This window comes from Bacillus sp. FSL M7-1020 (genome assembly GCF_038050415.1).
GTDB classification, from domain to species: Bacteria; Bacillota; Bacilli; order Bacillales; family Bacillaceae_G; genus Bacillus_A; species Bacillus_A toyonensis.
This window is the reverse complement of record NZ_JBBOTW010000001.1, coordinates 4,526,650-4,553,138: the sequence shown is the minus strand read 5'-3', so window position 1 is coordinate 4,553,138 and position 26,489 is coordinate 4,526,650. Positions and strand designations below refer to the sequence as shown.

Annotated in this window: 30 protein-coding genes, 1 pseudogene and 1 riboswitch; of the genes and pseudogenes, 26 read left to right on the top strand and 5 right to left on the bottom strand. The window is 37.1% G+C overall.

Going from position 1 to position 26,489, the window contains the following annotated elements:
• The first annotated feature begins 357 nt into the window (after positions 1-357).
• The 5 genes from MHB70_RS23550 to MHB70_RS23530 all read left to right on the top strand — a co-directional run bounded on the left by MHB70_RS23550 (position 358) and on the right by MHB70_RS23530 (position 3,950).
• Positions 358-1,071, top strand: coding sequence for a CPBP family intramembrane glutamic endopeptidase (locus MHB70_RS23550; protein WP_000048028.1), 714 nt, complete (start codon positions 358-360; stop codon positions 1,069-1,071).
• Positions 1,072-1,222: 151 nt separating this feature from the next.
• Positions 1,223-1,408, top strand: coding sequence for a hypothetical protein (locus MHB70_RS23545; protein WP_001180553.1), 186 nt, complete (start codon positions 1,223-1,225; stop codon positions 1,406-1,408).
• 13 nt (positions 1,409-1,421) lie between these two features.
• Complete coding sequence (locus tag MHB70_RS23540; protein ID WP_001002985.1) at positions 1,422-1,670, top strand: spore coat protein; 249 nt, start codon at positions 1,422-1,424, stop codon at positions 1,668-1,670.
• Positions 1,671-1,963: 293 nt separating this feature from the next.
• Complete coding sequence (locus MHB70_RS23535) at positions 1,964-2,914, top strand: L-lactate dehydrogenase (RefSeq protein WP_000828231.1); 951 nt, start codon at positions 1,964-1,966, stop codon at positions 2,912-2,914.
• 22 nt (positions 2,915-2,936) lie between these two features.
• Positions 2,937-3,950, top strand: a complete 1,014-nt coding sequence (locus MHB70_RS23530) for a PTS transporter subunit IIC (RefSeq protein WP_000666180.1) — start codon at positions 2,937-2,939, stop codon at positions 3,948-3,950.
• 66 nt (positions 3,951-4,016) lie between these two features.
• Here the strand turns inward: MHB70_RS23530 and MHB70_RS23525 are convergent, their stop codons facing one another.
• The gene (locus MHB70_RS23525) at positions 4,017-4,664 is read right to left on the bottom strand and encodes a phosphatase PAP2 family protein (RefSeq protein WP_061530581.1); all 648 of its coding nucleotides are present in this window, start codon (positions 4,662-4,664) and stop codon (positions 4,017-4,019) included.
• Positions 4,665-4,807: 143 nt separating this feature from the next.
• Here MHB70_RS23525 and MHB70_RS23520 point away from each other — a divergent pair, with 143 nt between their 5' ends.
• The 18 genes from MHB70_RS23520 (at position 4,808) to yunB (ending at position 20,647) form a co-directional block, all read left to right on the top strand.
• Complete coding sequence (locus tag MHB70_RS23520) at positions 4,808-5,335, top strand: hypothetical protein (protein WP_000826884.1); 528 nt, start codon at positions 4,808-4,810, stop codon at positions 5,333-5,335.
• A 421-nt stretch (positions 5,336-5,756) separates the two neighbouring features.
• On the top strand, positions 5,757-6,122 hold the full coding sequence (locus tag MHB70_RS23515) for an arsenate reductase family protein (protein WP_000218973.1): 366 nt from the start codon (positions 5,757-5,759) through the stop codon (positions 6,120-6,122).
• A 41-nt stretch (positions 6,123-6,163) separates the two neighbouring features.
• Positions 6,164-6,547 (top strand): glycine cleavage system protein GcvH, encoded by a 384-nt coding sequence (gcvH, locus tag MHB70_RS23510; RefSeq protein ID WP_000026896.1) that lies wholly within the window; start codon positions 6,164-6,166, stop codon positions 6,545-6,547.
• A 266-nt stretch (positions 6,548-6,813) separates the two neighbouring features.
• Positions 6,814-7,158, top strand: a complete 345-nt coding sequence (locus tag MHB70_RS23505; RefSeq protein WP_000640865.1) for a toprim domain-containing protein — start codon at positions 6,814-6,816, stop codon at positions 7,156-7,158.
• A gap of 3 nt (positions 7,159-7,161) precedes the next feature.
• Positions 7,162-7,470, top strand: a complete 309-nt coding sequence (locus MHB70_RS23500; protein ID WP_002039867.1) for a thioredoxin family protein — start codon at positions 7,162-7,164, stop codon at positions 7,468-7,470.
• Positions 7,471-7,623: 153 nt separating this feature from the next.
• Positions 7,624-7,968, top strand: coding sequence for a hypothetical protein (locus MHB70_RS23495; RefSeq protein ID WP_000781225.1), 345 nt, complete (start codon positions 7,624-7,626; stop codon positions 7,966-7,968).
• A gap of 125 nt (positions 7,969-8,093) precedes the next feature.
• Positions 8,094-8,201, top strand: a riboswitch (SAM riboswitch).
• A 309-nt stretch (positions 8,202-8,510) separates the two neighbouring features.
• A complete protein-coding gene (locus MHB70_RS23490) occupies positions 8,511-9,536 on the top strand; it encodes a methionine ABC transporter ATP-binding protein (protein ID WP_000601773.1) in 1,026 nt (341 codons plus the stop codon).
• Positions 9,529-10,194 (top strand): methionine ABC transporter permease, encoded by a 666-nt coding sequence (locus tag MHB70_RS23485; RefSeq protein ID WP_000359403.1) that lies wholly within the window; start codon positions 9,529-9,531, stop codon positions 10,192-10,194. The genes MHB70_RS23490 and MHB70_RS23485 overlap by 8 nt, the downstream gene beginning before the upstream one ends.
• A gap of 22 nt (positions 10,195-10,216) precedes the next feature.
• On the top strand, positions 10,217-11,029 hold the full coding sequence (gene metQ / locus MHB70_RS23480; protein ID WP_000735098.1) for a methionine ABC transporter substrate-binding lipoprotein MetQ: 813 nt from the start codon (positions 10,217-10,219) through the stop codon (positions 11,027-11,029).
• A 75-nt stretch (positions 11,030-11,104) separates the two neighbouring features.
• Positions 11,105-11,911, top strand: a complete 807-nt coding sequence (gene metQ, locus MHB70_RS23475) for a methionine ABC transporter substrate-binding lipoprotein MetQ (protein WP_000720647.1) — start codon at positions 11,105-11,107, stop codon at positions 11,909-11,911.
• Positions 11,912-12,149: 238 nt separating this feature from the next.
• The gene (gene sufC, locus MHB70_RS23470; protein WP_000929162.1) at positions 12,150-12,935 is read left to right on the top strand and encodes a Fe-S cluster assembly ATPase SufC; all 786 of its coding nucleotides are present in this window, start codon (positions 12,150-12,152) and stop codon (positions 12,933-12,935) included.
• A 15-nt stretch (positions 12,936-12,950) separates the two neighbouring features.
• Positions 12,951-14,243, top strand: a complete 1,293-nt coding sequence (gene sufD / locus MHB70_RS23465; RefSeq protein WP_000152176.1) for a Fe-S cluster assembly protein SufD — start codon at positions 12,951-12,953, stop codon at positions 14,241-14,243.
• Positions 14,243-15,463: a cysteine desulfurase SufS gene (gene sufS / locus MHB70_RS23460; RefSeq protein WP_061530580.1), complete on the top strand. Its 1,221-nt coding sequence runs from the start codon at positions 14,243-14,245 to the stop codon at positions 15,461-15,463. The genes sufD and sufS overlap by 1 nt, the downstream gene beginning before the upstream one ends.
• Positions 15,453-15,884 (top strand): Fe-S cluster assembly sulfur transfer protein SufU, encoded by a 432-nt coding sequence (sufU, locus tag MHB70_RS23455; RefSeq protein WP_000009525.1) that lies wholly within the window; start codon positions 15,453-15,455, stop codon positions 15,882-15,884. Before sufS ends, sufU begins: the two co-directional genes overlap by 11 nt.
• Positions 15,885-15,932: 48 nt before the next feature.
• The gene (gene sufB, locus MHB70_RS23450; RefSeq protein WP_001118824.1) at positions 15,933-17,330 is read left to right on the top strand and encodes a Fe-S cluster assembly protein SufB; all 1,398 of its coding nucleotides are present in this window, start codon (positions 15,933-15,935) and stop codon (positions 17,328-17,330) included.
• 748 nt (positions 17,331-18,078) lie between these two features.
• Positions 18,079-19,494, top strand: a complete 1,416-nt coding sequence (locus MHB70_RS23445) for a bifunctional metallophosphatase/5'-nucleotidase (RefSeq protein WP_306472057.1) — start codon at positions 18,079-18,081, stop codon at positions 19,492-19,494.
• 64 nt (positions 19,495-19,558) lie between these two features.
• On the top strand, positions 19,559-19,861 hold the full coding sequence (locus MHB70_RS23440) for a YunC family protein (protein ID WP_000248467.1): 303 nt from the start codon (positions 19,559-19,561) through the stop codon (positions 19,859-19,861).
• A gap of 54 nt (positions 19,862-19,915) precedes the next feature.
• The gene (gene yunB, locus MHB70_RS23435) at positions 19,916-20,647 is read left to right on the top strand and encodes a sporulation protein YunB (RefSeq protein ID WP_002093086.1); all 732 of its coding nucleotides are present in this window, start codon (positions 19,916-19,918) and stop codon (positions 20,645-20,647) included.
• 153 nt (positions 20,648-20,800) lie between these two features.
• On the opposite strand, the gene MHB70_RS23430 is transcribed toward yunB, so the two are convergent.
• Positions 20,801-21,784: a M23 family metallopeptidase gene (locus tag MHB70_RS23430; RefSeq protein WP_000944667.1), complete on the bottom strand. Its 984-nt coding sequence runs from the start codon at positions 21,782-21,784 to the stop codon at positions 20,801-20,803.
• Positions 21,785-21,973: 189 nt separating this feature from the next.
• Here MHB70_RS23430 and lipA point away from each other — a divergent pair, with 189 nt between their 5' ends.
• Positions 21,974-22,870 (top strand): lipoyl synthase, encoded by an 897-nt coding sequence (gene lipA, locus MHB70_RS23425; RefSeq protein ID WP_000166369.1) that lies wholly within the window; start codon positions 21,974-21,976, stop codon positions 22,868-22,870.
• A gap of 20 nt (positions 22,871-22,890) precedes the next feature.
• Here the strand turns inward: lipA and MHB70_RS23420 are convergent, their stop codons facing one another.
• Complete coding sequence (locus tag MHB70_RS23420) at positions 22,891-23,370, bottom strand: YbaK/EbsC family protein (RefSeq protein WP_000272757.1); 480 nt, start codon at positions 23,368-23,370, stop codon at positions 22,891-22,893.
• 74 nt (positions 23,371-23,444) lie between these two features.
• Positions 23,445-24,001 (bottom strand): annotated as a pseudogene (locus MHB70_RS23415) (histidine phosphatase family protein).
• A gap of 140 nt (positions 24,002-24,141) precedes the next feature.
• Here MHB70_RS23415 and MHB70_RS23410 point away from each other — a divergent pair.
• Positions 24,142-24,582 (top strand): hypothetical protein, encoded by a 441-nt coding sequence (locus MHB70_RS23410; RefSeq protein ID WP_002104427.1) that lies wholly within the window; start codon positions 24,142-24,144, stop codon positions 24,580-24,582.
• A 152-nt stretch (positions 24,583-24,734) separates the two neighbouring features.
• Here MHB70_RS23410 and MHB70_RS23405 read toward each other — a convergent pair whose 3' ends face one another.
• Positions 24,735-25,550, bottom strand: coding sequence for a YhfC family intramembrane metalloprotease (locus MHB70_RS23405; RefSeq protein ID WP_002039875.1), 816 nt, complete (start codon positions 25,548-25,550; stop codon positions 24,735-24,737).
• Between the two features lie 182 nt (positions 25,551-25,732).
• Here MHB70_RS23405 and MHB70_RS23400 point away from each other — a divergent pair, with 182 nt between their 5' ends.
• The gene (locus MHB70_RS23400; RefSeq protein WP_061530578.1) at positions 25,733-26,467 is read left to right on the top strand and encodes a MerR family transcriptional regulator; all 735 of its coding nucleotides are present in this window, start codon (positions 25,733-25,735) and stop codon (positions 26,465-26,467) included.
• Positions 26,468-26,489 lie beyond the last annotated feature (22 nt).

Here is a 26,489-nt window from a genome sequence, read left to right as displayed (position 1 = left end):
GATATTATTTTGTGGGTTTTAAGTATGTGTATATCGCTAATAGGAAACCGAAAAACATAAATATAAAAGGGTCTTGGCTTGGGTTAGGGTCATAGCTATCTTGCACCTTAGTAAGAAAATCATGTGTTTTCATGTTTACCTCTCCTTTTATTCATAAGGTTTAGTATGAAGTGGGGATCATGATGTGGAAGTAAGAAATTTTTATTTTATAATAATATAATTCCTAAAACTATAGAATACAAAGCGTTCATAATATGTAAAATTGCATATTATTCTTTTTGAAATTTTTGTTATATTATCCTTATATTTATATTAAAGGATTTTTGTTAAGGTAATGAAAACAAATGGAGGAATAGTATGAGTAAAACGGTGTTAGAAGCGTATAGTGTGGAAAGGAAAATAGATAATATAACATATAAAAATCTATTTGTAATGATAGCAATCATTTTAGGATTCTTACTTCTAGGAGGGTTATTCCTTGGTTTAGCTTTTGGGATTTATGGTGAGGAAGCGTTGCGTGATAATTTAGAAGGGTACTATTTCCTTTTATTAGATGCAGCTGTTGTTGCTATCGTTTTATTAGCTTATAAACCAGTTCTTCATTTTATTAAATATATTTGGGATTTATCCGTTTTGAAGAATGGGAAGACATATTTATATCTATTAATTGGTTTTATGGTTATTGCGTTATCACAATATTTAATGTTACATGTGTTTAGTTTTGAAAGTGCAGCAGAACAACAGAAACAATTAGGGAGCTTAGGACTTCAAAATAGTCTACAAAGTATTATATATGTGTTAAGTGTTGCTATAATTACACCGGTTAAAGAAGAAATTCTATTTCGAGGTATTTTATATCGATTTTTAGAAAAGAAATATAATTTTTTAGTTGGTATCATTATTTCTTCCTTCATTTTTGGAATTCTTCATGGAGGTCTTCTAATTACGGCGACGATTATGGGGATTGTGTTTGCGATGTTATACAAAAAGACGCAATCTATTATACCTAGTATTATTTTACACATTGTATGGAATTTACTTGTGAGTATAAGTATGATTGTATCTCTATAAAATTGAACGAATATTTAGCATAAAAGATGGATGGCATAGCTATGCATCATTTATTTTGTTTATAGGTAGGAGAAGTTAATTCATGCATGTATATAATCCAAAAAGAACCAAATACTAATGACGAATGAACAAAGAAAGGCAGGAGTATTCCATGCAAAATTTAACAGAGCTTGAAGTAGAAAACTTACGTCATTTAATCGGTGGACACGCAACAATTATTAACAAGTTGGAGCAGTATGCACAGACGTGTACAGATCCAGAGTTGAAACAAATGCTACAAAAGGATGCGCAAGATGCACGAAATACGAAGCAACAATTAATGACTTTTTTAGGATAGGAGGAAGAGAGAAATGAATGAAAAAGATATGGTAAATGATTATTTAGCAGGATTAAATGCAAGTTTAACAAGTTATGCAAATTATATTGCTCAGTCTGATAATGAACAGTTACACCAAACATTAATTCAAATTCGTAATCAAGATGAAATGCGCCAACGTAATATGTATGAGTACGCAAAGCAAAAGAGTTATTACAAACCGGCAGCACCTGCGAATCCAATGATTGTGCAGCAATTAAAAGGCCAATTAAGTGCGGAATAATGGGATGAAAAAAACGAGCGAATGAAGTCGCTCGTTTTTTTGTTTTGTCCCGTAAAAGCCCAATGGATAAAGGTTGATTGAAGTTTCAATTTATATATATCAATAAATACATAATAAATATTTTTTCAGTTGTAACAAATATGACGAAAATTAAATATAACAATTCACAAAAAGGACAAAAACTTTGCTCAATATTTCACAAAGTATCCATGGTTTCTATCGTGGGAATCTCTATAATTAAGAGTGTAAAGAACAAAAGAAATAGATTATATGATCAATTAGGAGAGATTGCTATGAAAAGAAATACAAGAAAAATTGCAATTATCGGTACTGGATTAGTTGGATCAAGTTGTGCATATTCCATTGTAAATCAAGGCATTTGCGAAGAGCTATTATTAATTGATATAAATCATGAACGTGCAGTTGGGGAAGCGATGGATTTATCACATTGCATTAACTTTACAAATACAAGAACAAAAGTATATGCAGGAAGCTATGAAGACTGCAAAGATATGGACATCGTTATTATTACAGCGGGACCAGCACCAAAACCTGGACAAAGTCGCTTAGATACTTTAGGAGCGAGTGCGAAAATTATGGAAAGTGTTGTTGGCGGCGTAATGGAAAGTGGATTTGACGGTATTTTCTTACTTGCATCGAACCCAGTTGATATTATTACATATGAAGTGTGGAAATTATCTGGATTACCTAGAAATCGTGTGATCGGTACTGGTACATCACTAGATTCTTCTCGCTTAAGAACAATTTTATCTGAAATGTTACATGTAGATCCTCGTAGTATTCATGGGTATTCATTAGGAGAACATGGTGATTCTCAAATGGTTGCTTGGTCTCACGTAACTGTTGGTGGAAAGCCAATTCTACAAATTTTAGAGGAGCAAAAAGAACGATTTGGTGAAATAGATTTAGATGAAATTGTTGAGAAGACTGCAAAAGCAGGATGGGAAATTTATAAACGAAAAGGTACTACTTATTACGGAATCGGAAATTCTCTAGCGTATATTGCGAGCTCAATCTTTAACGATGATCACCGTGTTATTGCTGTATCAGCCATTTTAGATGGAGAGTACGGTGAGTATGATATTTGTACAGGAGTGCCAGCTATTATTACTAGAGATGGTATGAAAGAAGTTGTAGAACTAAACTTAACAGAGGACGAAGAATCTCGATTCGCAAAATCAAACGATATTTTACGTGATTATATGAAAACAATTGGTTACTAACTTATAGGAGAAGGTGAAACAAATGAAGGAATATATAATGTCTCGTGTATTTAAAGCATCTGCTGGAATCGCACAAGGTATTTTCGTATCCCTCGGAATTGGTTTACTGATCGAAAATATAGGAAGAATTGTTGATATTCCATTACTTATTACAATCGGAGTTGTTGCAAAATCACTTATGGCACCAGCCATTGGTGCCGGCATTGCTTTTATGCTCGGTGCAAACGGTCTTGTTATCTTTTCAGCGATGGTAGCTGGAGCGATTGGTGCCGGATCCATTTCAATTACTGAAGCGGGTCTAATCATTAAAACAGGTGAGCCAATCGGTGCATTATTAACAGCAACTTTAGCTGTATATATCGGTAAACGTTTAAGTGGAAAAACTGCGTTAGATATGATGCTCGTTCCATTTGCGGCCATATTAGGTTCTGGTTTAGTTGGTATTTGGTTATCTCATAATATTACTCCTGTTTTAAATACAGTTGGAGCATTTATTAAAGATAGTTCAGCTGGTAGCCCGTTTATCGCTTCTATCGTCATTGCAGTAGTTTGGGGGCTATTACTTATCTCTCCAGCTTCATCAGCTGCATTAGCGATCGCACTTAGCTTAGATGGCGTTGCAGGTGGTGCAGCTCTAGCAGGATGCGTTGCTCAGTTTATCGGATTCTCTGTAATCTCAGCGAAAGAAAATAATTTAGGTGGCATATTAGCTCAGGCGCTTTGTACTCCGAAAGTACAGTTGCCAAACATTACTAAAAATCCAATGATTCTCGTCCCGACTGTCGTCGCTAGTGCGATAGTCGGCCCAGTATCGGCATTAATTTTCCAATTAGAAGCAGGGAAAGAAATCGCTGGTCTTGGATTAAGTTCTCTTATCGCACCAATTAATTTAATTTCCAGTCAAGGATGGGGAGTTCTTCCAGCTATGGCAATCACTTATATCATCATTCCAGTAGCTGTTTCTTATATACTTTACATTGCTCTTAAAAAAGCAGGTCGTATTCATTCTGGTGATATGACTGTACCGCAATCTTAATTTGAAAATCTCCTTAATAATAGATAAAAGCAGACTGAAGAAGCCACAGTCTGCTTTTTTGTTATGTTACATCTTATGATTTTGTTTTACTGGAATGCGTACTGTTTCTTTTGCTAATAAGAGCTGAACGCCGAAGTATAATATACTCGCGAGCGTCATTCCAGAAACAGCATCTACAAATGCATGTTGCTTCGTAAATAGTGTTGATAAAATGATAAGTGTACCGAAGAAAGTAAGGATATAATATTCAAAAGCATGTTGCTCTCTACGCTTAAAGGCAGCTAACATAATTACAAATGTCGTAAGAACGTGAATGCTAGGGAAACAGTTTACCGGTTGATCAATACTATAAATATAGCGAACTAGTTCAGAAAATACGTCTGTTCCAACGACAGTTGGACGTGGTACAGTTGTCTGCCAAAAATAATAAATAGAAAAACAAGTAAGTTTGCCAAGAATTACACTACTTAAAGTAACGTAATATTGCTTTCGATCAGCAAAGCAGTAATAAATAAGTGCGCCGTATAAGTAAGGAAACCAAAGTAAATAAGGAATAATAAATGCTTTTACAAATGGAATCCAATCATCTACTACAGTTGTGACATCTACTGCGTGAACAGTTGATTGATTTAATACGTCGTAAAGGGGACTTACGAGTACGAGTAGAAGTATATAACTTAACGGAAGAAAAGATGAAAGTTTAAATTTCTTCATGATAATCTCCTATGTTTAGTAATGTAGGTAAATTCAATTGATTATAATATAGAAACGTAAATTGGGCTATCGATTTTACTTACATTTTCTTGAATTAACCTTACGTTTTTGTCACTTGACTTAAAAGAAGGGGAGAGTGCTATATGAAGCGTTTATCGTATTTCTTATTTTTTATATTGATATGCCTAGTGAGTGCTGGGTGTGCAAAGGATAAAGAAGGAGAGAAATTAGAATATAACGGGAGAGCACTCGTAATTGGAGTTGTTGGAGAAAAACCGAAAGATACGTTTAGAAATATAAAGTTTGAAAGTGTAAAGCTAGAAGAGATGCAGGAGAAATCAGCAAAAGTTGATGGTTTTTTCGTTATGAAAGAATATTTTAAAGAGGCATCAAAGGAGCGGTATACGGACTTATTTTTATCGTTAAAGAAGCCAGTGTTTTTTATTGGCTTACAAGATAAACCATACTTAATTTTTACTGAAAAAGATTTAGATTATGACAATGCCCCAAAGGATAGAGCTATGATGTATACGCAAGGATTTGTAAATATGGGAAACCCTGAAGGACAGTATTGGGGTATGGGATTATATAAAGATACGGTTTCCAATCAAAATATTCATAATATGTATATAGTAGTGTTTCAAACAATTTCAGATTATTTAAGTCGATGATGGAGGAGGCCGTAAAAGGGGCTTCTTCTTTTTTGAATAAACGTTTGTTTAAGATGCATGTCCGGTAGGAAGAAATCGATGCAGTTTAAAGGCTCACATAAAAAAATAGGAAATTAATCAAACGTTTGTTTAAGATGTATGTTCGGTAGGAAAGAATTGATGCAGCACAAAGGCTCACATAGAAAAATAGAAAATTAATCAAACGTTTGTTTAAGATATATGTTCGATGCAGAATGAGAGAAGAATCGAAAAAAATTATATATTTATTTTTTTCTTAACAAATGGCGGAAAAATAAGAAAAATTCGCAGGATTATTAAAATTTATCACGAAATAAGTAAAAGTTTAGCGAATAATCGTTTGAAATAATAAAACGTTTTCTATATGATAAAGGTAAAGGTTAGTAAAAAAGTAGGTGAATTTATGACAGTAACATTTTATTCATATCCAAAGTGTGGCACATGTCAAAAGGCAAAGAAATGGTTTGAGGCAAACGATGTAGCATATGAGATGATTCATATTGTTGAAAATCCACCGTCAAAAGAAGATGTACGTAATTTACATGTAAAAAGTGAATTACCATTAAAAAAATTCTTTAATACAAGTGGAATGCGTTACCGCGAACTTGGTCTAAAAGATAAGTTGAAAGATGCAAGCGAAGACGAAATGTATGAGCTTTTAGCATCTGATGGCATGTTGATTAAACGTCCAATTGTAACAGATGGAACGAATGTAACACTTGGTTTTAACGAAGAGCAGTTTGAAAGTGTGTGGAAAAAGTACCAATAAGGTATTTTTACATAATTAATACATTCACTGGAGGTACAGTCATGAGCATTCCAAATAATTTACGTTACTCTGAAGAACACGAATGGGTAAAAACTGAAGGTAATGAAGTTGTAATCGGTATTACTCACTTTGCACAAGGTGAGCTAGGCGATATCGTATTCGTTGAACTTCCTGAAGTAGGTGCAACAATCGAAGCTGACGAGCCATTCGGAAGCGTAGAATCTGTTAAAACAGTTTCTGAATTATACGCACCTGTAAGCGGTAAAGTTGTAGCAGTAAACGAAGAATTAAGTGACCAACCAGAACTTGTAAACGAATCTCCATACGAGGGTGCATGGATGGTTAAAGTTGAACTTTCTGATGCAAGCCAAGTTGAGAAGTTATTAACTGCAGAAAAATATGCAGAAATGACAAACCAAGACTAATTTTAGTCAACTGAAGGACAGCCTTTGTGCTGTCCTTTTTATTTTGTGCTACATAATGAGTTGAAAAGCACATATATATGAATCAATTATCATGTGAGAGTACATTAATGGGAAATCTATTTAGTGAAGTTTCATGCTTTTTACAATCTAAACAAGCCGCTTCCGCTTTTCTTTTGCAAAAATAAACAGGAAACAACATGAAAATAACGAATATACTATATACTAAGTTAAAGGTTGTATAGTATATGGTGATCGGGTGATGACATATGATTTATGTAGAAAAAGTCATTATTGTAGAAGGTAAATCAGACAGAAGAAAGATTGAATCTATTATTCGTGAACCGGTGGAAATTGTTTGTACAAATGGTACAATTGGTTTGTCGAAAATGGATGAGCTCATTGATCAGTTTTTTGATAAGGACGTATATGTGCTAGTGGATGCTGATGATGCAGGGGAAAAGTTAAGGAAACAGTTTCGTAAAGAATTTCCGCAAGCAGAGCATATTTATATTGATCGCTCGTACCGAGAAGTGGCGACTGCACCTTCTTCACATTTAGCAAATGTATTATGGGGAGCTGACATTGACGTTTATACAGAATATTTACGGTAAGGAATGATAGAAGTGATTGACTGGACAGGAGCCGAAGCTACAGCCCTAATAGAGAATGAAGAAAAAACAGTGCTATATGTATATACACCGATGTGTGGAACATGCCAATTAGCAAAGAAGATGTTAACGGTTGTCGAGATGACGATTGAAGAGTTGAAAATTGGAATGTTAGATTTAAATTATGCTCCGCATTTAGCGAAAGAGTATGGAATCGAAAGTGTGCCTTGTTTACTTGTTTTTGAAAATGGGACACTCATGAAGAAGATATATGCATTTCATTCGGTTGAATATTTATATACGGAATTAAAGTAGGCGGCAAAGTTTTTGCCGCCTCGACATATTTCTTGGGAAATATGTCGACATGCGGGATGGATACAGTATTTGTCGAGCGAAAGTAACAGGATTGCTCTTTAGTGAGAGGGAAATGGTATGTAATAGAAAGTGATATGAAGGATGTGATTTAGGGTGAAATTATATTCTTTGCTTCAATCATTTGTAAATTACGCTAACGGTCAATATCATTTAGAACCGCTTTTAAGACAAGGAGAAAAAACTGTTAATTTCCGCTTTGGAGATGAAAGTTGTTCATTACAAATTTCAAGAGATTATATAGAATTGTCACAAGAGGCAAGAGGAACGGAACAAATTGTGTGCTTAGATGAAGAGGATGTAAAACAATTAGTGAACGGAAATGTAAGATTGCAAACGTTAATGAACGATGGACGTGTGCAATATTCGGGAACATATCGAACGATGCTATTAGTTGAATCGATGTTTCATATATGTAAACCGATGTCAGTAGGTGCTTAAAATTCTGAAGTTTCTTGTTTTGTGAAAATTCTTGTTGACATGACGTGTGGATATTGATACAATTCAATTCATAAAATATAGACAATTTCATAAATTACAAATCAGACGAAAATTAAATCTGATTTCTCTTATCAAGAGAGGTGGAGGGACTGTGCCCTGTGAAGCCCGGCAACCGTCAACTTATGTTGAAATGGTGCCAATTCCTGCAAAGCGAATGCTTTGAGAGATGAGAGAGAGGGATAATGTTGTTATATACGCATATAAACCTTTCTGCTTCTCTAAAGCGGAAAGGTTTTTTTGTTGTTTGAATGTGGAGGACATTCAAATAATAAGAGGAGCTATGGCGATAGATTACACGCATGAAAAATAAAAAAATTGCGGAGTCTATCCAAAGTTTTATGAAATCCAGCTCCAGCGGCTAGAACAGTCGGTCGTTTCATCCCTTCCTATGAGGCAAAAAGCGCCTCTACGTCAGGGATTCGGGCGTCCTCTTGTTCTAAACGAGCCGCTTGCGCTTTTTACTTAAAAAAGGGGTGAACATCATGATCTTATTAGAAAATGTAAAGAAAATATATAAGGCAAAAAGCGGTGATGTCACTGCTGTAGATAACGCCAATTTAAAAATAGAAAAAGGCGAAATATTTGGTGTTATCGGATATAGTGGTGCTGGGAAAAGTTCTTTAATAAGGCTGTTTAATCAGTTAGAGAAACCAACTTCTGGCCAAATTACAATTGCAAATCGTGTCATTTCAGCAATTACAGGAAGTGAACTTCGTAAGGCAAGGCAAGAAATTGGAATGATTTTTCAGCACTTCAACTTACTTTGGTCACGAACTGTACGCGAAAATATCGCATTTCCACTTGAGATTGCAGGTGTTGATAAGGAGAAGAGAAGAAAACGTGTTGATGAGTTAATTCATCTCGTTGGATTAGAAGGAAGAGGAGACGCGTATCCATCCCAGTTAAGTGGTGGACAAAAGCAGCGTGTTGGGATTGCTAGAGCGTTAGCTAACAACCCACAAGTGCTTTTATGTGATGAAGCAACGTCAGCACTGGATCCGGAAACGACAGATCAAATTTTAGATTTACTACTTGATATTAATAAGCGTCTCGGTTTAACAATTGTATTGATTACACATGAGATGCACGTAATTCGAAAGATTTGTAATCGTGTTGCGGTAATGGAGAAAGGGAAAATCGTAGAAACAGGTCCAGTACTTGACGTATTCCGTAATCCACAGCAAGACATTACGAAACGCTTTGTACAGCAGTTAACAGATTCTGAAGATACAAACGAAACAATTGAAAGTTTAATTGAAAAATATCCAGATGGCAAAGTAATTCGCTTGCAGTTTGTCGGCGAGGCTGTAGAAAGACCAGTACTTCAAAGATTAATGCAACGCAGTGATATAGAAGTTAGCATTTTGCAAGGAAATATCGCACAAACGAATAACGGTTCTTACGGAAGTTTAGTTGTTCATTTAAATGGTGAGGAAACAGCAATCCAGCAAGCGATAGAGGGAATACATCAAGATCAAGTAGAGCTGGAGGTGATTGCACATGGATAAGTTACTCGCAAATGTTGATTGGAATCAAATGTTAGAAGCGACTGGTGAAACGTTATATATGACGGCAATCGCAGCGCTTGCCACATTTGTTTTAGGACTCATTTTAGGATTGTTACTCTTTATGACATCGAAAGATAATTTATGGGAAAACAAAGCGGTTAATACAGGGATTGGAGCCTTTGTAAACATATTCCGTTCTATACCGTTCATCATTTTAATCATTTTATTAATTCCATTCACAAAGATTATCCTTGGAACAATTCTCGGGGCTAGTGCAGCATTGCCAGCTTTAATTATTGGAGCGGCACCATTTTACGCAAGAATGGTTGAAATCGCACTTCGTGAAATTGATAAAGGTGTAATCGAAGCTTCAAAAGCAATGGGGGCAAAAACAAGCACAATCATTTTAAAAGTGTTAATTCCAGAATCATTACCAGCGTTAGTATCTGGTATTACGGTAACGACAATTGCTTTAGTAGGCTATACAGCAATGGCGGGAGTTGTTGGTGCTGGTGGTCTTGGAACACTTGCTTACTTAGAAGGATTCCAGCGTGGAAATAACGATGTAACAATCGTTGCGACAATTTGTGTGTTACTAGTTGTATTTTTCATTCAGTGGATTGGTGATAGTGTAACGACTCGAATAGATAAAAGATAATGAAAACAGGAGGGTATTTCAAATGAAAAAATTATTACTTACAGCACTTATTTCAACTTCAATTTTTGGGTTAGCTGCTTGTGGCGGGAAAGATAAAGATGAAAAGAAACTAGTTGTTGGGGCTTCTAACGTACCGCACGCTGAAATTTTAGAAAAGGCAAAACCGTTGCTTGAGAAAAAAGGAATTGAATTAGAAGTGAAAAAATTCCAAGATTACGTGTTGCCAAATAAATCGTTAGCGGATAAGGAATTAGATGCAAACTACTTCCAGCACATTCCGTATTTAGAAAAAGAAATTAAAGATAAAAAATATGATTTTGAAATAGCGGGGAAAATTCATTTAGAACCAATTGGTGTATACTCTCAAAAGTATAAGAGCTTAAAAGAACTGCCAGACGGGGCAACAATCATTATGAGTAATTCCGTTACTGACCATGGACGTGGTTTAGCAATTTTACAAAAAGAAGGTATTTTAAAAATTAAAGACGGAGTAGATCCAGTTAGTGCAACTCCGAAAGATATTGCAGATAATCCGAAAAACTTAAAGTTCAAAACGGATATCGAGCCTGGTTTATTACCACAAGTGTATAACAATAAAGAAGGCGACGCTGTTCTAATTAACTCTAACTATGCAATTGATGCGAAATTAAACCCAGAAAAAGATGCGATTGCAATTGAAGGTAGTGATTCTCCGTATGCTAACATCGTAGCAGTTCGTAAAGGGGATAAAGATAAGAAAGAAATTAAAGCTCTTGTAGAAGTGTTGCATTCTAAAGAAATTGAAGACTTTATTACTAAAGAGTATAAAGGGGCAGTTGTTCCTGTAAAAGAATAATTGTTTGAAGAAGGGCTGGTGTATGCCGGCTCTTTTTTTCTAACTACATACCTATAGGGGAGAAGGGGATATCAGATGAAAAAGATTATACTGTCAGTTGTTACAGCGCTATCTGTATTTACATTAGCTGCTTGCGGGGGAAAAGAGGAAAATAAGCTTGTCGTTGGAGCTTCTAACGTGCCGCACGCTGTCATTTTGGAGAAAGCACAGCCAATATTAGAGAAAAAGGGTATTAAATTAGAGATTAAAAAGTTCCAGGACTATGTGTTACCGAATAAAGCGTTAGCGGATAAAGAAATTGATGCGAATTACTTCCAACACATTCCATATTTAGATAAAGAAATTCAAGAAAAAGGATATAAAATTGTAAACGCAGGAAAAATTCATTTAGAACCAATGGGCATTTATTCTAAGAAATATAAAAGCTTAAAAGACCTGCCAGAGGGCGGAACAGTTATTATGAGTAATAACGTGGCTGAGCGCGGCCGTATGTTAGCACTATTACAAAAAGGTGGCGTTATTAAGCTTAAAGATGGAGTAGATGTTGTTAAGGCGACAGTAAAAGATGTTGTAGAAAATCCGAAAAACTTAAAGTTTAAAACAGATGTTGAACCTGGACTGTCACCGAAGCTGTATGAAAATAATGAGGGAGATGCTTTATTTATTAATTCAAACTATGCAATTGATGCGAAATTAAATCCAACAAAGGATGCAATTGCGATTGAAGGATCAGACTCTCCGTATGCAAATATTATTGCAGTTCGTAAAGGTGACGAGAAGAAAAAAGAAATTAAAGAACTGGTAGAAGTATTGCATTCAAAAGAAATTCAGGATTTTATTATTAAAGAATATAAAGGTGCTGTACTTCCGGTAAGTGAATAAACGTAAGGAAAGGACTGGGAATTTATCAGTCCTTTTTTCTTTATATATATAAGAAGAAAGGTGTATCATATAAGGATGCAAAGGAAATACTTATATACATTTGTGAAAAAATTGTTACTTTTTTTCGTCGTTTGCGATATCATTTTATTTGATATAAGATTAGAATGAGAATAAAATGAGAATATGAACGTTTTAGGAATTTTTAAAATGTATATATAGGATTAATGGAGGTATTGAGATGGCTGGTTCTACATTAACGGTTAAAGACTTACACGTATCAATTGACGGCAAAGAAATTTTAAAAGGTGTAAACCTTGAAGTAAAAGGTGGAGAAATCCACGCAATTATGGGACCTAACGGAACAGGTAAATCAACTTTATCTTCTGCAATTATGGGTCACCCAAAGTATGAAGTAACAGAAGGTAGCATCATCATTGACGGTGAAGATGTATTAGAAATGGAAGTAGACGAGCGCGCACAAGCAGGTCTATTCTTAGCAATGCAATATCCAAGTGAAATTAGCGGAGTTACAAACGCTGACTTCTTACGTTCTGCGATTAACGCACGTCGTGAAGAAGGCGATGAAATTTCTCTTATGAAATTTATCCGTACGTTAGATAAAAACATGGAATTCCTAGAAATGGATCCAGAAATGGCACAACGTTACTTAAATGAAGGTTTCTCTGGCGGTGAGAAAAAACGTAATGAGATTCTTCAATTAATGATGATTGAGCCAAAAATTGCAATCTTAGACGAAATCGATTCTGGTCTTGATATCGATGCGTTAAAAGTTGTATCTAAAGGTATTAACCAAATGCGCGGCGAAGAGTTCGGTTGCCTAATGATTACGCATTACCAACGTTTATTAAACTACATCACTCCAGACTTCGTTCACGTTATGATGAACGGTCGTATCGTTAAATCTGGTGGACCTGAGCTTGCACAACGTCTAGAAGCTGAAGGTTACGACTGGATTAAAAAAGAATTAGGTATTGAAGACGAAACAGCAGAGCAAGAAGCGTAAGAGAGGAGCATAAACATGACAATCGGTACATTACCTTTCGATCAAGAAACAATCCGTCAGCGCGCTAGCGAAGTAAACGAAGCTGCTTGGTTGACTGAGTTCCGCTTACAAGCTCTTGCACAAGCAACAGAACTTCCAATGCCAACGCCTGATAAAACGAAAATTGAAAAATGGGACTTTATCGGAAAAGGCGACGCTGCTAAGCAAGAGCCTGTAAGTTCTTTAACAGAGCTTCCAGAAGCAGTGAAAAACTTAATCGATGAAAATAACAGCGTATTAGTACAACGTACTGGTACAACTGCGTTCGTTTCTTTAGCAGACGAAGCAAAAGAAAAAGGTGTTATTTTTACAGACATCGTAACAGCTGCAACAGAGCATGCTGAACTATTACAAAAGTATTTAATGAAAGACGGCGTGAAAGTAGACGAGCATCGTCTAACTGCACTTCATGCTGCATTAATCAACGGCGGTGCATTCGTATATGTTCCGAAAAACGTTGTTCTTGAAACTCCACTTCAAGCTGTATTCTTAGTAGACGGCGAAGAAGCTAACGTATATAACCACGTATTATTCGTAGCTGATGCGAACAGTACTGCAACTTATGTAGAAAACTATGTTGCAAATGAAAATGCTAAAGGTATTGCAAATATCGTAGCAGAAGTAATCGTGGAACAAGGCGCACAAGTGAAATTCGGTGCGGTTGATTTATTAGCAAAAGACGTAACAACTTACGTTAACCGCCGCGGCATTGTAGGACGCGACGGCCGCATTGATTGGGCTCTAGGCCTTATGAATGACGGAAACACAATCTCAGAGAACGTTACGAACTTAATGGGCGACGGTTCATATGCTGATACGAAAACAGTAACAATTGGCCGTGGTAACCAAACACAAAACTTTACAACTAAAGTTGTTCACTTCGGTAAACACTCTGAAGGTTGGATTTTAAAACACGGTGTACAAAAAGATAGTGCAACATCTATCTTTAACGGAATTGGTAAGATTGAACACGGTGCATCTAAATCAAATGCACAACAATCTTCTCGCGTTCTTATGTTAGATGAGAAAGCTCGCGGAGATGCAAACCCAATTCTTTTAATTGACGAAGATGATGTAATGGCAGGTCACGCAGCTTCAGTAGGCCGCGTAGATCCGTACCAATTATACTACTTGATGAGCCGTGGTATTCCAAAACGCGAAGCAGAACGTTTAGTCATCCATGGATTCTTAGCACCTGTAGTAAATGAGCTTCCAATTGAAGGAGTAAAAGCACAGCTTGTTGAGGTAATTGAAAGGAAAGTTCGCTAATGAATATTCATGAAATACGCAAACAGTTTCCAATTCTTGATCAAAAAGTGAACGGCAAACAACTTGTTTATTTCGATAGTGCAGCAACTTCTCAAAAACCAATTCAAGTCATTGAAACGTTAGAACGTTACTATAAAGAATATAATTCTAACGTGCATCGCGGTGTTCATACGCTCGGTACGAAAGCTACTGACGCGTATGAAGGTGCACGTGAGAAAGTTCGCAAGTTTATTAACGCGAAATCAATGGAAGAGATTATTTTCACGCGCGGAACGACAACAGCATTAAATACAGTAGCGGCTAGCTATGGTCTTGAAAATGTAAAAGAAGGCGATGAAATCGTTATTTCTTACATGGAACACCATAGTAACATCATTCCGTGGCAACAAGTTGCGAAGAAAACTGGCGCAACTTTGAAATACCTTCCGCTTCAACTAGACGGTACAATTTCTTTAGAAGATGTTCGTCAAACTGTTACACCGAATACAAAAATCGTTTCTATTATGCACGTGTCAAACGTACTTGGAACGATTAACCCTGTAAAAGAAATCGGAGCAATCGCACATGAAAACGGTGCAATCATGATCGTTGATGGAGCACAAAGTGCACCTCATATGAAAGTGGATGTACAAGATTTAAACTGTGATTTCTACGCATTATCTGCTCATAAGATGTGCGGACCAACAGGTGTCGGCGTATTATATGGTAAGAAAGAATTGCTAAACAATATGGAACCAATTGAATTTGGTGGTGAAATGATTGATTTCGTAGACTTACAAGAATCTACGTGGAAAGAGATTCCGTGGAAGTTCGAAGCAGGTACACCGATTATCGGTAATGCAATCGGACTTGGTGCGGCAATTGATTTCCTAGAAGAAATCGGTCTTCATAATATTGAAAAGCATGAACATGAATTAGCGCAATACGCTTTAGAAAGACTATCAGAAGTAGATGGCGTTACAATTTATGGTCCAAAGCATCGCGCTGGTCTTGTTACATTTAATATTGAAGACGTACATCCTCACGATGTAGCGACAGTATTAGATGTAGAAGGTATTGCGGTTCGCGCAGGACACCACTGTGCACAACCGCTTATGAAGTGGCTGAAAGCTTCTTCAACAGCACGTGCGAGCTTCTATTTATATAATACAAAAGAAGAAATTGATACATTTGTTGAATCGCTAATCAAGACAAAGGAGTATTTCACAAATGTCATTTAATAATTTAGATACGTTATATCGTCAAGTTATTATGGATCATTATAAGAATCCTCGTAACAATGGCGTGCTAGAAGATAGTGTTACAGTAAACTTGAACAATCCAACTTGCGGCGATCGTATTCAACTTACGATGAAAGTAGAAGAAGGTATTGTGCAAGAAGCGAAGTTTGAAGGAGAAGGATGTTCCATCTCAATGTCTTCAGCTTCAATGATGACACAAGCAGTAAAAGGTAAGAAAATTGAAGAGGCACTTCAGCTTTCTAAAATTTTCTCTGATATGATGCTAGGAAAAGAGTACGATGACAGCATCGATTTAGGAGATATTGAAGCATTACAAGGCGTATGCAAGTTCCCTGCACGTATTAAATGTGCAACATTAGCGTGGAAAGCGTTAGAAAAGGGCTTAAACGAAGATAAGTAATGTTAAAGGTTCCTAAAAACGAGGTTATCTAAGGAGGGACACACCAACATGGCGAAGCAACTGCCAGATATCGGCGATTACAAATATGGTTTCAAAGACAAAGACGTTTCGATTTTCCGTGCTGGACGCGGTTTAACAAAAGAAATCGTTGAAGAGATTTCACGTATGAAAGAAGAACCACAGTGGATGTTAGACTTCCGTTTAAAATCACTGGATAAGTTCTATGAAATGCCAATGCCACAATGGGGCGGCGACTTAAATGACTTAGATTTCGATGAAATTACGTACTACGTAAAACCATCTGAGAAATCTGAGAAGTCTTGGGATGAAGTACCTGATGAAATTAAAGCGACATTTGATAAATTAGGTATTCCTGAAGCTGAGCAAAAATATTTAGCTGGTGTATCTGCACAGTACGAATCTGAAGTTGTATACCACAACATGAAAGAAGACCTAGAAGCTCTAGGAATCGTCTTCAAAGATACAGATAGCGCATTAAAAGAGAACGAAGATATTTTCCGTGAGCATTTCGGAAAAGTAATCCCACCAACAGACAACAAATTCTCTGCATTAAACTCTGCAGTTTGGTCTGGTGGATCATTCATCTACGTTCCAAAAGGTATTAAAGTTGATACACCACTTCAAGCGTATTTCCGTATTAACTCTGAAAATATGGGACAATTCGAGCGTACGCTTATCATCGTAGACGAAGGCGCACACGTACACTACGTAGAAGGTTGTACAGCGCCTGTTTACACGACTAACTCACTTCACAGTGCGGTAGTAGAAATCATCATTAAGAAAGATGCATATTGCCGTTATACAACAATCCAAAACTGGGCGAACAACGTATACAACCTAGTTACAAAACGTGCGGTTTGTGAAGAAAACGCAACGATGGAATGGATTGACGGTAACATTGGATCTAAATTAACGATGAAATACCCAGCAGTTATCTTAAAAGGCGAAGGCGCTCGTGGTTTAACGTTATCTATCGCGATTGCTGGTAAAGGCCAACACCAAGATGCTGGTGCGAAAATGATTCACTTAGCACCAAACACTTCTTCAACAATCGTTTCTAAATCGATTGCGAAGCATGGTGGTAAAGTAACTTATCGTGGTATCGTACACTTCGGACCAAAAGCGAAAAACTCTCGCTCTAACATCGAGTGTGACACGTTAATCATGGATAACCAATCTACATCTGATACAATTCCTTACAACGAAATCAAAAACGATTACGTTTCACTTGAGCACGAAGCGAAAGTATCGAAAGTATCAGAAGAACAATTATTCTACCTAATGAGCCGCGGTATTTCTGAGCAAGAAGCTACAGAAATGATCGTAATGGGCTTCATCGAGCCATTCACTCGCGAACTTCCAATGGAATACGCAGTTGAAATGAACCGCCTAATCAAGTTTGAGATGGAAGGTTCTATTGGTTAAATAGAAACGCGGAGCCGACTGTTCAGCCCCGTTGGCTAAGGTTCTTAGACATGAGGGGCTAGGAGGCGAAGCTGGATAATATTTAAAAGTGGAAGTAGCTTATTCTAGCCGCTAGAACTGGATAATATATGTATGAAGAAAGCGTCCTGCTGTGCAGGGCGCTTTTTTATTTGTTATTTATCCCGCATTAACGGGCAGTAAGGCCCCCACCTCAAAATTCAGTGGAAGCAAAGAAGTTAGGTGGGGGCGGGCTGCCCGTAAAAGCCTTCACCAATCGGAGATGGGGAAAGAGATACCCGGGTGGGTGTTCGGCTAAATATATCAACGATTTTTCAAATATATCGATCATAAATGGGAATATATCAACGATTATTTCAATATATCAACGTTTCGACAAGGAATATCGATTTGTCGACAAAGTAAGACAAAAGAAAAACCTCACATACCCCAAACATTTTATAAGAACAGAGAACGACTAGATTTAAGACAAAGATACTGACAAATCCACTTGAACAACCACCCACTGAATTCTCTATTAAACTTTTTGACCAATCCCCCACTTCACCATCTAAAATCCTTTCACACCAACTAGAAAAAACAAAAGTTTCCATATAAAAAAGACAATCTTTTGCTTTTTCTCATAATGCGAGTACAATGTAAAATAGCAAGAAAAGACGAAAAGTATTTACAGGATTATTGCGTACGTATAGCGTAAATGGCAGTAAGGAATTGAGAGGAGGTTTTTTCTCTGAATATAAATAAAGAAACAATCATCCACCTTTATCATACAAACGATATACATAGTCATTTTGAAAATTGGCCGCAAATTTATCGGTTTGTACAAGGGGAGAAAAAGCGAAGACAGGAAGCGGGAGAGACCGTTTTGACGGTTGATATCGGCGATCATGTGGATCGTTTTCACAGTATTTCGGAAGCGACGAATGGGCTTGGCAATACGAAGCTTTTAAATGAGGCGTTATATGATTATGTAACGATTGGAAATAATGAAGGAATTACGTTAGCGAAGGAGCATTTGAATCGTCTATATGATGATGCTGGATTTGAGGTGCTCGTCGCGAATTTATTTGAAAAAGAAGGTATACGTCCAGCATGGGCAAAGCCTTATAAATTACATACAACGACAGATGGAATTACGATTGCTTTTATTGGATTAACGGTAGCATATCCCGAGTTTTATCAAATGTTAGACTGGCACATTGAAGATCCAATCGAGCATTTAGAGTCTATTTTAGAAGAAGTGAAAGATGAGGCGCATATTAAAGTTGTCCTATCTCACCTTGGAAAAAGCATGGATGAGTATATGGCGGAGCATTATGATATAGATGTTATTTTAGGTGCACATACGCATCATTTATTTGAGCGCGGTGTTCATATGAATAATACTTTACTTTGTTGTTGTGAAAAGTGGGGCCGTTACGTTGGGCACGTGCAGCTTACTGTGGATAAAGAGACGAAGAGACTGTTGAAGAAGGACGGTAGAGCGATTAAGACAGAGCGGTTAGGTGCTTATAGTAAACCGTTATCCACAATTGAAATGCTGCAGGAAGAAAGTAAGCATATCATGGCAGAGCCTGTCGTTCATTTAAAGGAATCATTACCAGTTGATTGGTTTCATGAGACACCATTTTCGCACATGTTAGCAAATGCGCTGAAAACGTGGTGCGGTGCAGAGATTGGAATGGTGAACGCTGGTGTACTTCTTGAGGGATTAGAAGAAGGTGTTGTGACGCGCGGAGATATTCACAGAATTTGTCCACATCCAATTAATCCATGTGCGTTGAAAGTGTCAGGAAAAACATTAAGAGAAGTGATCTTGAAAGCACGCCGCCCGAATATGGAGAATCTTGAGGTGAAAGGATTCGGATTTCGAGGAAAAGTGATGGGGAAAATGATTTACGCTGGTGTAGAAGTCATTCCAGATACGACTCCTGGGAATAAAATTTTACTCGAAGATGTATTGATTAACGGGGAATCGCTGGAATTAGATCGTATATATACGGTTGGAACGATTGATATGTTTACATTCGGATACTTATACCCAGAGCTATCCACACTTTCTGACAAACAATATTATATGCCGGAACTACTTAGAGATGTGTTAACAGACGTGTTGATAACTCATACATCTTCCGTCAAACTATAGGCTAGTTACTTGTAACACTCATTTTTCTCTTGTCATACAGATAAGAAAGAGAGGAGTGTGAACTATGGTTAATGTGGAGCCAATTATAATCGATAATTATACGTTTATTGCGGTTAGTGTAAAACTTCCAAAGACAAATTTGCTAGCTGTAATGAGCGATAAAGGATATATTATGTGTGGTGCATTAGATGTAGGTCTTTTAAATGAGAAGTTAGGTGATCGGGGAATTATTGCTGGCCGTGCGGTTGGTGTAAGAACCATTGAACAACTTCTTGAAGCACCGTTAGAATCCGTAACGACTGGAGCGGAAGCGTTAGGTATTCCAGTAGGAACGATTGGAAAAGAAGCGTTATTAAAAATGAGATAAGCATATATCGTCCCTCCTTCTTGCATAGAAATGATATAAGAAGGAGGTTTTTTTATGAGCATATTTCGTTCGAAAAATTCGCGGTTTCGAAGGGGACCTATTTCCTTTCGGTACATACTGCTTATGTCGTTTATTCTTTTTGTGATATTACTAATGCAAGGATTATGGATTGTGAATAACAGCATTCAGCCAACGTTAATGAAATATGGGGAAGTAGAGACGCATAAAATGGCGACAGCAGTCATGACGAAGGCGGTAAAGGACAGAATTAATGAAGGATTCGACGTCGATTCATTAATGAAAGTACAAACGGATCGGAACGGAAGAGTATCTACAATTAATTTAAATACAAAGCAAGTAAATGAAATCGTAACATCAACGACCACATACATAGAAAAATATTTACAGCAAGTAGAACAAGGGAATTTGAAGGAGCTAGGTATTTCTGAAAAAAACGGGGCGACTATGGCAGTTCCTTTTGGTCGTGTAACGGATAATGTGCTTCTCGGACATCTGGGGCCAGATATTCCGATTGATTTCACGACAATCGGTCATGTAAACACGGATATTAAACAAAAAATTGAGCCGCATGGGATTAATAATACAGCGATTCAAATTGTTATGGAGATGGAAGTAACGTTGCAAGTGATTATTCCATTTCATACGAAAGAAATAAAAGTGAAACAAGATGTTCCGATTGCAACGCGCATTGTTCAAGGAGAAGTGCCTACTTATTATGGAAGCGGTGGCGTTGTTGTACCGGATAAAAAGAAAACGGATAGTTAGCGAATATAAAGTGAAACTTTAATCAGTGGGGGGCTTTTACGGGCAGTTGATCCCCAACCGACCGAACGCCTTTGCTTTCGCTGAATTTTGAGGTAGGGATCTTACTGCCGGGCAAATAGCGGGATAAAAAATAACCGTAGCAATCTGCTACGGTTATCGTTTTGTATTTGCTCGTTCTTTGCGTTCCCACAAGCTTAAATGCATGTATGGATCGAAGGCCCATTCTGTATAGCCATTGTCTTTATACATGCCAAAATGTAAGTGGGGCGGAAATTTTCCGGCTGTACCAGGAGGTCCATAACCGGTGCTACCAACAAATCCGATTACTTTTCCTGGCTCAACAATTTGTCCAAGCTGTATTTCTTTTGAGAACCCGCCTAAATGTGCGTAATAATGGTAATTATTATGCAGATCGCGAATGCCGATACGCCATCCACCAAGACGGTTCCATCCTTTTGTCTCAATAATGCCATAGCAAGTCGATCTTACTGGTACACCATATCCTGCAAAAATATCGGTTCCTTCATGAACTCTTCTTCCTCCAAAACTTCTTCCAGCGCCGAAAGTACTACGGTAGCTATGGTCACTGCGAATTGGGAGAGGAAAAGCATTTCCCTCTAAATTAATACGGCCATAATGTTTATAAATTCGGGCGTATTCACTAATTAAATCAACTGTTTTTGCACGTCTATAATATTCCCAGAGCATAATTTTAATACGGTCTTCTGACGTTCCTTGTTTCCTTAAAATAGTCGCTGCGGTATGCAGAAGATCACGGTCGCTACTTGCATTTGCAAATCCATCTTTGTCACCATCTAAACCTATTCCGCCAAATAGAGAAATTGTATGGGGGAGAGTATCGTTACTATTAATAGGTCCAGCCCATATTTCTGGTTTGAAATAAAGGGAAATGATGGCATCTGGTTTTTTCGGAATATCTTTTCTTACGCTCCGTATATTTCTTTCATATTGATCCATTGCAGCTAAGTAATACCACGGAATGCCTGAAGACTGCTCGGTTTCTTTATATAGTGCCATGCGCTTTTCGTATATGCTTTGCTGATTATCTTCACCGTAAGCGATGTTTTGGTGGAGAAGAAAGCAAATTGAAAGCAAAAGAGAAATTTTTCGAAGCATGAAATAGACTCCTTTCACAACATCACTCTTTTTAGTGTGGGATATACGGAGTATTTCATTATAGGGAACGATTGGAAAAAATCTTAGAATCTTCATTTGAGCAAATCGCTTTCATACGTTAGAATAGATATGTTACATTGAAAGAAGCGAACACGGTAAACTATTTCATATTGTGCGGAGTTGATAACCATGACAAAACAAACAGAATATAAGCGCAAGCCCGAATGGTTGAAAATTAAGTTAAACACGAATGAAAACTATACAGGCTTAAAGAAAATGATGCGTTCTAAAAATCTTCATACCGTTTGTGAAGAGGCAAAATGTCCGAATATTCATGAATGCTGGGCTGTAAGAAAAACAGCAACATTTATGATTTTAGGTGCGGTTTGTACACGTGCTTGTCGTTTTTGTGCGGTTAAAACAGGCTTACCAACTGAGCTTGATTTACAAGAACCAGAACGCGTAGCAGATTCAGTAGTACAAATGGGCTTAAAGCACGTCGTTATAACAGCGGTTGCACGTGATGATTTAAAGGACGGGGGAGCAGCTGTTTTTGCTGAAACAGTACGAGCAGTACGTCGTAAAAACCCATTCACGTCTATCGAAGTATTACCATCTGATATGGGTGGAGTAGAAGAAAACTTAAAAATGTTAATGGATGCAAAACCAGATATTTTAAACCATAACATTGAAACAGTACGTCGATTATCTGACCGAGTTCGCGCTAGAGCAAAATATGATCGTTCATTAGAGTTTTTACGTCGAGCGAAAGAAATGCAGCCTGATATTCCAACTAAATCGAGCATTATGGTGGGCTTAGGTGAAACGAGAGAAGATTTAATTGAAGCAATGGATGACTTACGTGCAAACAATGTGGATATTTTAACTCTTGGGCAATACCTACAACCATCTAAGAAGCATTTACCAGTTCTTAAATATTACCCACCAGCAGAATTTGCAGAGCTTAAAGAAATTGCACTTAGCAAAGGATTTAGCCACTGTGAAGCTGGCCCACTTGTACGTTCTTCTTATCATGCGGACGAGCAAGTACGTTCTGCAAAAGAAAAAACAGCAGAAGCCAAATAATGAAAAAAGAGAGCTAACCATTAGCTCTCTTTTTGTTTGTACTCTAAAACAGTATTTGGGCATGTGAATACAATTTTTTTTAATTCCTCTGTGGATAATTCAATTGTAAATTCGGGTACACCAGGTGTAATCAAAATTTTATCGTACGTATAAATGGAACTATCCACAATAATCGTTACATCTTGTGAATAACCGAAAGGAGCTACACAGCCAGGGGTGCAACCAGTTTTTTCTCGTAACTCATGTGGAGAGCAAAGTGATAAGCTTTCTCCTGTTATTTCTTTCATTTCTCCTCGGTCGAGCCGAGTACCCTCTAACGTAAAAAATACGAAATAATCTCCGGATTTTGATTTTAAAAATAAGCTTTTACTTGGAGTACCTTGCAAACCGAGTCTTTCACGCACGATACGATCTGTCTCATAATCAAGCACTGGCTCGTGTTCAAACTTTTCATAAGAAATATTTGTTTTATGTAGTAAAGAAAGTACATCTTCATACATATGGAATGATACCCCTCTCTATTGTTAATACAGTCTCTTCTCGTGGCGTCAACTGAGTGTTTTGGAAAGGGATACTACTTGGACGATGCTTCCCATAATCGCTTTATGATACTTTGTTCACCAATTGTAATTTCGTAAACATCAGGATTCGTTAAAGTTCTCCATTCATTAAAGCCGATCGTATGATCAAAGTGCTTTAAAATGAGTGTAAGTAAGTTTCCATGTGTAACGAGTAGTGTTGTAGTATGGTTTAATTTTAAAACGTCTTGGATAAGCGATATAGCACGGTCCGTCGCTTGTTTTGTTGACTCTCCGCCTGAAAAGGCAATATCTATGTTTGTAAAAGTAGATTCTAGTTTTGGCATCCAATCATCCATCGGAACGTTGCTTAATATACGTTCAGCTAATCGTTCATCCTCTTCGATAGATAGGTTAGCTTGGAGCGCGCATAGGGCCGAATAGAATCGATAGCTCGGACAAATGGGCTCGAAATAATATGATCTATTTGTATCTGATTTTCTAAAAGGAATGTAGCAAGGATATTAGCTTGATTTTTTCCGGCAGTCGTTAATTCGGCATCACGTTTTTGTCCAGTTGCGGAACAATGTCGTATTACAATAATTTTATTCATAATTCATCCCCATCTTTCAAGTTGACGCTATATACTTCGACAAATGTGGAAAAAATTCCTTTTTCTTGGAAACGGACTAGCGATTTAAGTATGTGGAAAAGTAATGTGGATAAAAAAAATTGAGGTGTCACTATGAAAAAATGATGTGCATTGTATTCATTATTTGTTTTCTTATGCAATTATCCACAACATATGCAGAATCCAATCAAAAGTTAGATTATCCAAGTAATCGAAATAAGCCATTTGTGAGTGAGGATGTGTTTTATAAACAGTTAGATAAGAAAATTTATAAAGAATACAAAAATGTAGCATATAGTGTTCGTAAAAAAATCTCATTTAAAGAAGTGCCTGATGAAGAATTTTCTTTCCTACAAAAAACAGCTGTCGGTTGTCGAAGTAGAGTGGTGCTTCAAGATTTTTTTGTTCACCCTGATCGCCAAGTGTACTTCTTTGCTTCTTTTACTCAAAATGAAGTAGAAGAGTTTCATAAGTATATCGTTATAGATGCAGAAACAAAGAGGGAGCTGCAAGAGGGCAAAAGTTATCATCATTGTGATAATCCTTATAAAGTGAAACTTTAATCAGTGGGGGATTTGTCCACTGATTATTAGTTGAACCAATCGGGTAGTTGATCTCCCGCCTAACTTCTCTGCATTTGCCGAACTTTGAGGTGAGAGTCCTACTGCCCGTTAGTGCGGAGTAAAAAATAACCCACCAACTGGTGGGTTATTTTTTACTCCGGCACACTCATTAATTTCACTTTCATTTTGCGAATCACAACGAGAGCACAAATTGTTAGTAGAAGAGTAATCCCTTCTGCAACAAAGATGTTGATCGTTTTTGTTTGGTAAAGTGCTGCGAAAAAGTCTACAAATGCGTGGAATAATATAGCATATACAAGGAAGATGTACTTCTTTTGTTTTACTGCGTATAAAACAAGCATTGTAAAGGCAATTTGCAATACGAGTGCCATAATTCTTTCTACGCTACCAAGGAAGTAAAAATAGGCAGGCTGCTCGATTAACATGTCCTTTACAAGATTTAATTGAGGTAGTTTTTCTGCCATTTGAGCGAAGCTACCATCGTTAATAGCATTTGCGAATATAAGAGTTTGCAATGCAGAGAATCCGCCAACTAAAATAGATTCTATCCCGCCGTGACCAATTCCGTAAGCAAAGCCATCTTTATATTCTAGATATTTTTTTAGTAGGAAGAAGAAGGCAACGAAGCGTCCTAATTCTTCAAAAATACCAGCAGTTAGCCCGCCATAAAGTGCGAAGACAAATGGATTTTCTAAAAATGGAGCGATTGCTGGATTACCGCGCATAAATAGATGAAATGGTGTTTCGAGAATTTGGGTAAATCCGATAAAGATAAGAACACCAACTCCGACCACTTTCCAATTAATATTATATTTTTTACGGAAATAAACGAGTACAATAATTGGGACCAGAACCGAAACAACGAGTTGCATAATGATGCTGGCAATTACAGTATTTGAAACCATACTTTCACCGCTTTCTAATATATGTACATATCTATTATGCATGAAATATGGGAGAGATGAAACTTTTAGAGATAAATTGAAACTTTAATCAATGGGAGTGTTGTCTATTCCCCGAATTTTGAGGTGAGGGTATTACTGCTCGCAAATAGAGGGATAAAATGAATTTACTTATTGACTCTAACGTTGCGTCATACTTTATCGTATGTATTAAGGGGGAGATACAAATGACAATGAGAGTAAAAGAAGTAGCTGATTTAGTTGGAATTAGTGTGCGCACACTGCATCATTACGATGAAATTGGGTTGTTAACCCCAGACGAGACGACAGAATCTGGATATCGTCTGTATTCTGACGAAAATTTAGAGACACTGCAGCAAATTTTATTTTTTAAAGAGCTAGGCTTCCCTTTGAAGAAAATTAAAGAAGTTATCATGAGTCCGTCATTTGATCGCGAAGAAGCATTACAGCTTCATAAGAAAATGCTTCTTGAAAAACGTGCGAGGTTAGATAAGGTGATTGCGACGATTGATAAAACAATTCAGCATACAAAAGGAGAGATTGAAATGACGAACAAAGAGAAATTTGAAGGATTTGATTTTAGCCATAACCCATATGAAGAAGAAGCGCGTGAAAGATGGGGAGATACAGCTGTAGATAAAGCGAACGAATATGCAAAAGGTATGTCAAAAGAGAATCAGGAAGAGTTTAATACTATTTACAGAAATTTAGCGGCGCTTAGACATGGTGCACCTGATTCTAAAGAGGCACAAGAAGCTATTAAAGTATGGTATGATTACTTGCAAAACTTTGGTGAATATTCATTAGAAGCCTTCAAGGGACTCGGTCAAATGTACGTCGCTGATGAGCGCTTCACGAAAAATATTGATAAGTTTGGCGAAGGGTTAGCACAGTTTATGTGTGATGCGATGGAGGTTTATGCGGATCGTAATAAAAAATAAAAAGTAAAACAGGTGGAGGTTT

Bases quoted from the DNA above. Each gene is read 5' to 3' on its own strand.
- MHB70_RS23550 (WP_000048028.1), top strand. From the start codon at position 358: ATGAGTAAAACGGTGTTAGAAGCGTATAGTGTGGAAAGGAAAATAGAT.
- MHB70_RS23545 (WP_001180553.1), top strand. From the start codon at position 1,223: ATGCAAAATTTAACAGAGCTTGAAGTAGAAAACTTACGTCATTTAATC.
- MHB70_RS23540 (WP_001002985.1), top strand. From the start codon at position 1,422: ATGAATGAAAAAGATATGGTAAATGATTATTTAGCAGGATTAAATGCA.
- MHB70_RS23535 (WP_000828231.1), top strand. From the start codon at position 1,964: ATGAAAAGAAATACAAGAAAAATTGCAATTATCGGTACTGGATTAGTT.
- MHB70_RS23530 (WP_000666180.1), top strand. From the start codon at position 2,937: ATGAAGGAATATATAATGTCTCGTGTATTTAAAGCATCTGCTGGAATC.
- MHB70_RS23525 (WP_061530581.1), bottom strand. From the start codon at position 4,664: ATGAAGAAATTTAAACTTTCATCTTTTCTTCCGTTAAGTTATATACTT.
- MHB70_RS23520 (WP_000826884.1), top strand. From the start codon at position 4,808: ATGAAGCGTTTATCGTATTTCTTATTTTTTATATTGATATGCCTAGTG.
- MHB70_RS23515 (WP_000218973.1), top strand. From the start codon at position 5,757: ATGACAGTAACATTTTATTCATATCCAAAGTGTGGCACATGTCAAAAG.
- gcvH (WP_000026896.1), top strand. From the start codon at position 6,164: ATGAGCATTCCAAATAATTTACGTTACTCTGAAGAACACGAATGGGTA.
- MHB70_RS23505 (WP_000640865.1), top strand. From the start codon at position 6,814: ATGATTTATGTAGAAAAAGTCATTATTGTAGAAGGTAAATCAGACAGA.
- MHB70_RS23500 (WP_002039867.1), top strand. From the start codon at position 7,162: ATGATAGAAGTGATTGACTGGACAGGAGCCGAAGCTACAGCCCTAATA.
- MHB70_RS23490 (WP_000601773.1), top strand. From the start codon at position 8,511: ATGATCTTATTAGAAAATGTAAAGAAAATATATAAGGCAAAAAGCGGT.
- MHB70_RS23485 (WP_000359403.1), top strand. From the start codon at position 9,529: ATGGATAAGTTACTCGCAAATGTTGATTGGAATCAAATGTTAGAAGCG.
- metQ (WP_000735098.1), top strand. From the start codon at position 10,217: ATGAAAAAATTATTACTTACAGCACTTATTTCAACTTCAATTTTTGGG.
- metQ (WP_000720647.1), top strand. From the start codon at position 11,105: ATGAAAAAGATTATACTGTCAGTTGTTACAGCGCTATCTGTATTTACA.
- sufC (WP_000929162.1), top strand. From the start codon at position 12,150: ATGGCTGGTTCTACATTAACGGTTAAAGACTTACACGTATCAATTGAC.
- sufD (WP_000152176.1), top strand. From the start codon at position 12,951: ATGACAATCGGTACATTACCTTTCGATCAAGAAACAATCCGTCAGCGC.
- sufS (WP_061530580.1), top strand. From the start codon at position 14,243: ATGAATATTCATGAAATACGCAAACAGTTTCCAATTCTTGATCAAAAA.
- sufU (WP_000009525.1), top strand. From the start codon at position 15,453: ATGTCATTTAATAATTTAGATACGTTATATCGTCAAGTTATTATGGAT.
- sufB (WP_001118824.1), top strand. From the start codon at position 15,933: ATGGCGAAGCAACTGCCAGATATCGGCGATTACAAATATGGTTTCAAA.
- MHB70_RS23440 (WP_000248467.1), top strand. From the start codon at position 19,559: ATGGTTAATGTGGAGCCAATTATAATCGATAATTATACGTTTATTGCG.
- yunB (WP_002093086.1), top strand. From the start codon at position 19,916: ATGAGCATATTTCGTTCGAAAAATTCGCGGTTTCGAAGGGGACCTATT.
- MHB70_RS23430 (WP_000944667.1), bottom strand. From the start codon at position 21,784: ATGCTTCGAAAAATTTCTCTTTTGCTTTCAATTTGCTTTCTTCTCCAC.
- lipA (WP_000166369.1), top strand. From the start codon at position 21,974: ATGACAAAACAAACAGAATATAAGCGCAAGCCCGAATGGTTGAAAATT.
- MHB70_RS23420 (WP_000272757.1), bottom strand. From the start codon at position 23,370: ATGTATGAAGATGTACTTTCTTTACTACATAAAACAAATATTTCTTAT.
- MHB70_RS23410 (WP_002104427.1), top strand. From the start codon at position 24,142: ATGATGTGCATTGTATTCATTATTTGTTTTCTTATGCAATTATCCACA.
- MHB70_RS23405 (WP_002039875.1), bottom strand. From the start codon at position 25,550: ATGCATAATAGATATGTACATATATTAGAAAGCGGTGAAAGTATGGTT.
- MHB70_RS23400 (WP_061530578.1), top strand. From the start codon at position 25,733: ATGACAATGAGAGTAAAAGAAGTAGCTGATTTAGTTGGAATTAGTGTG.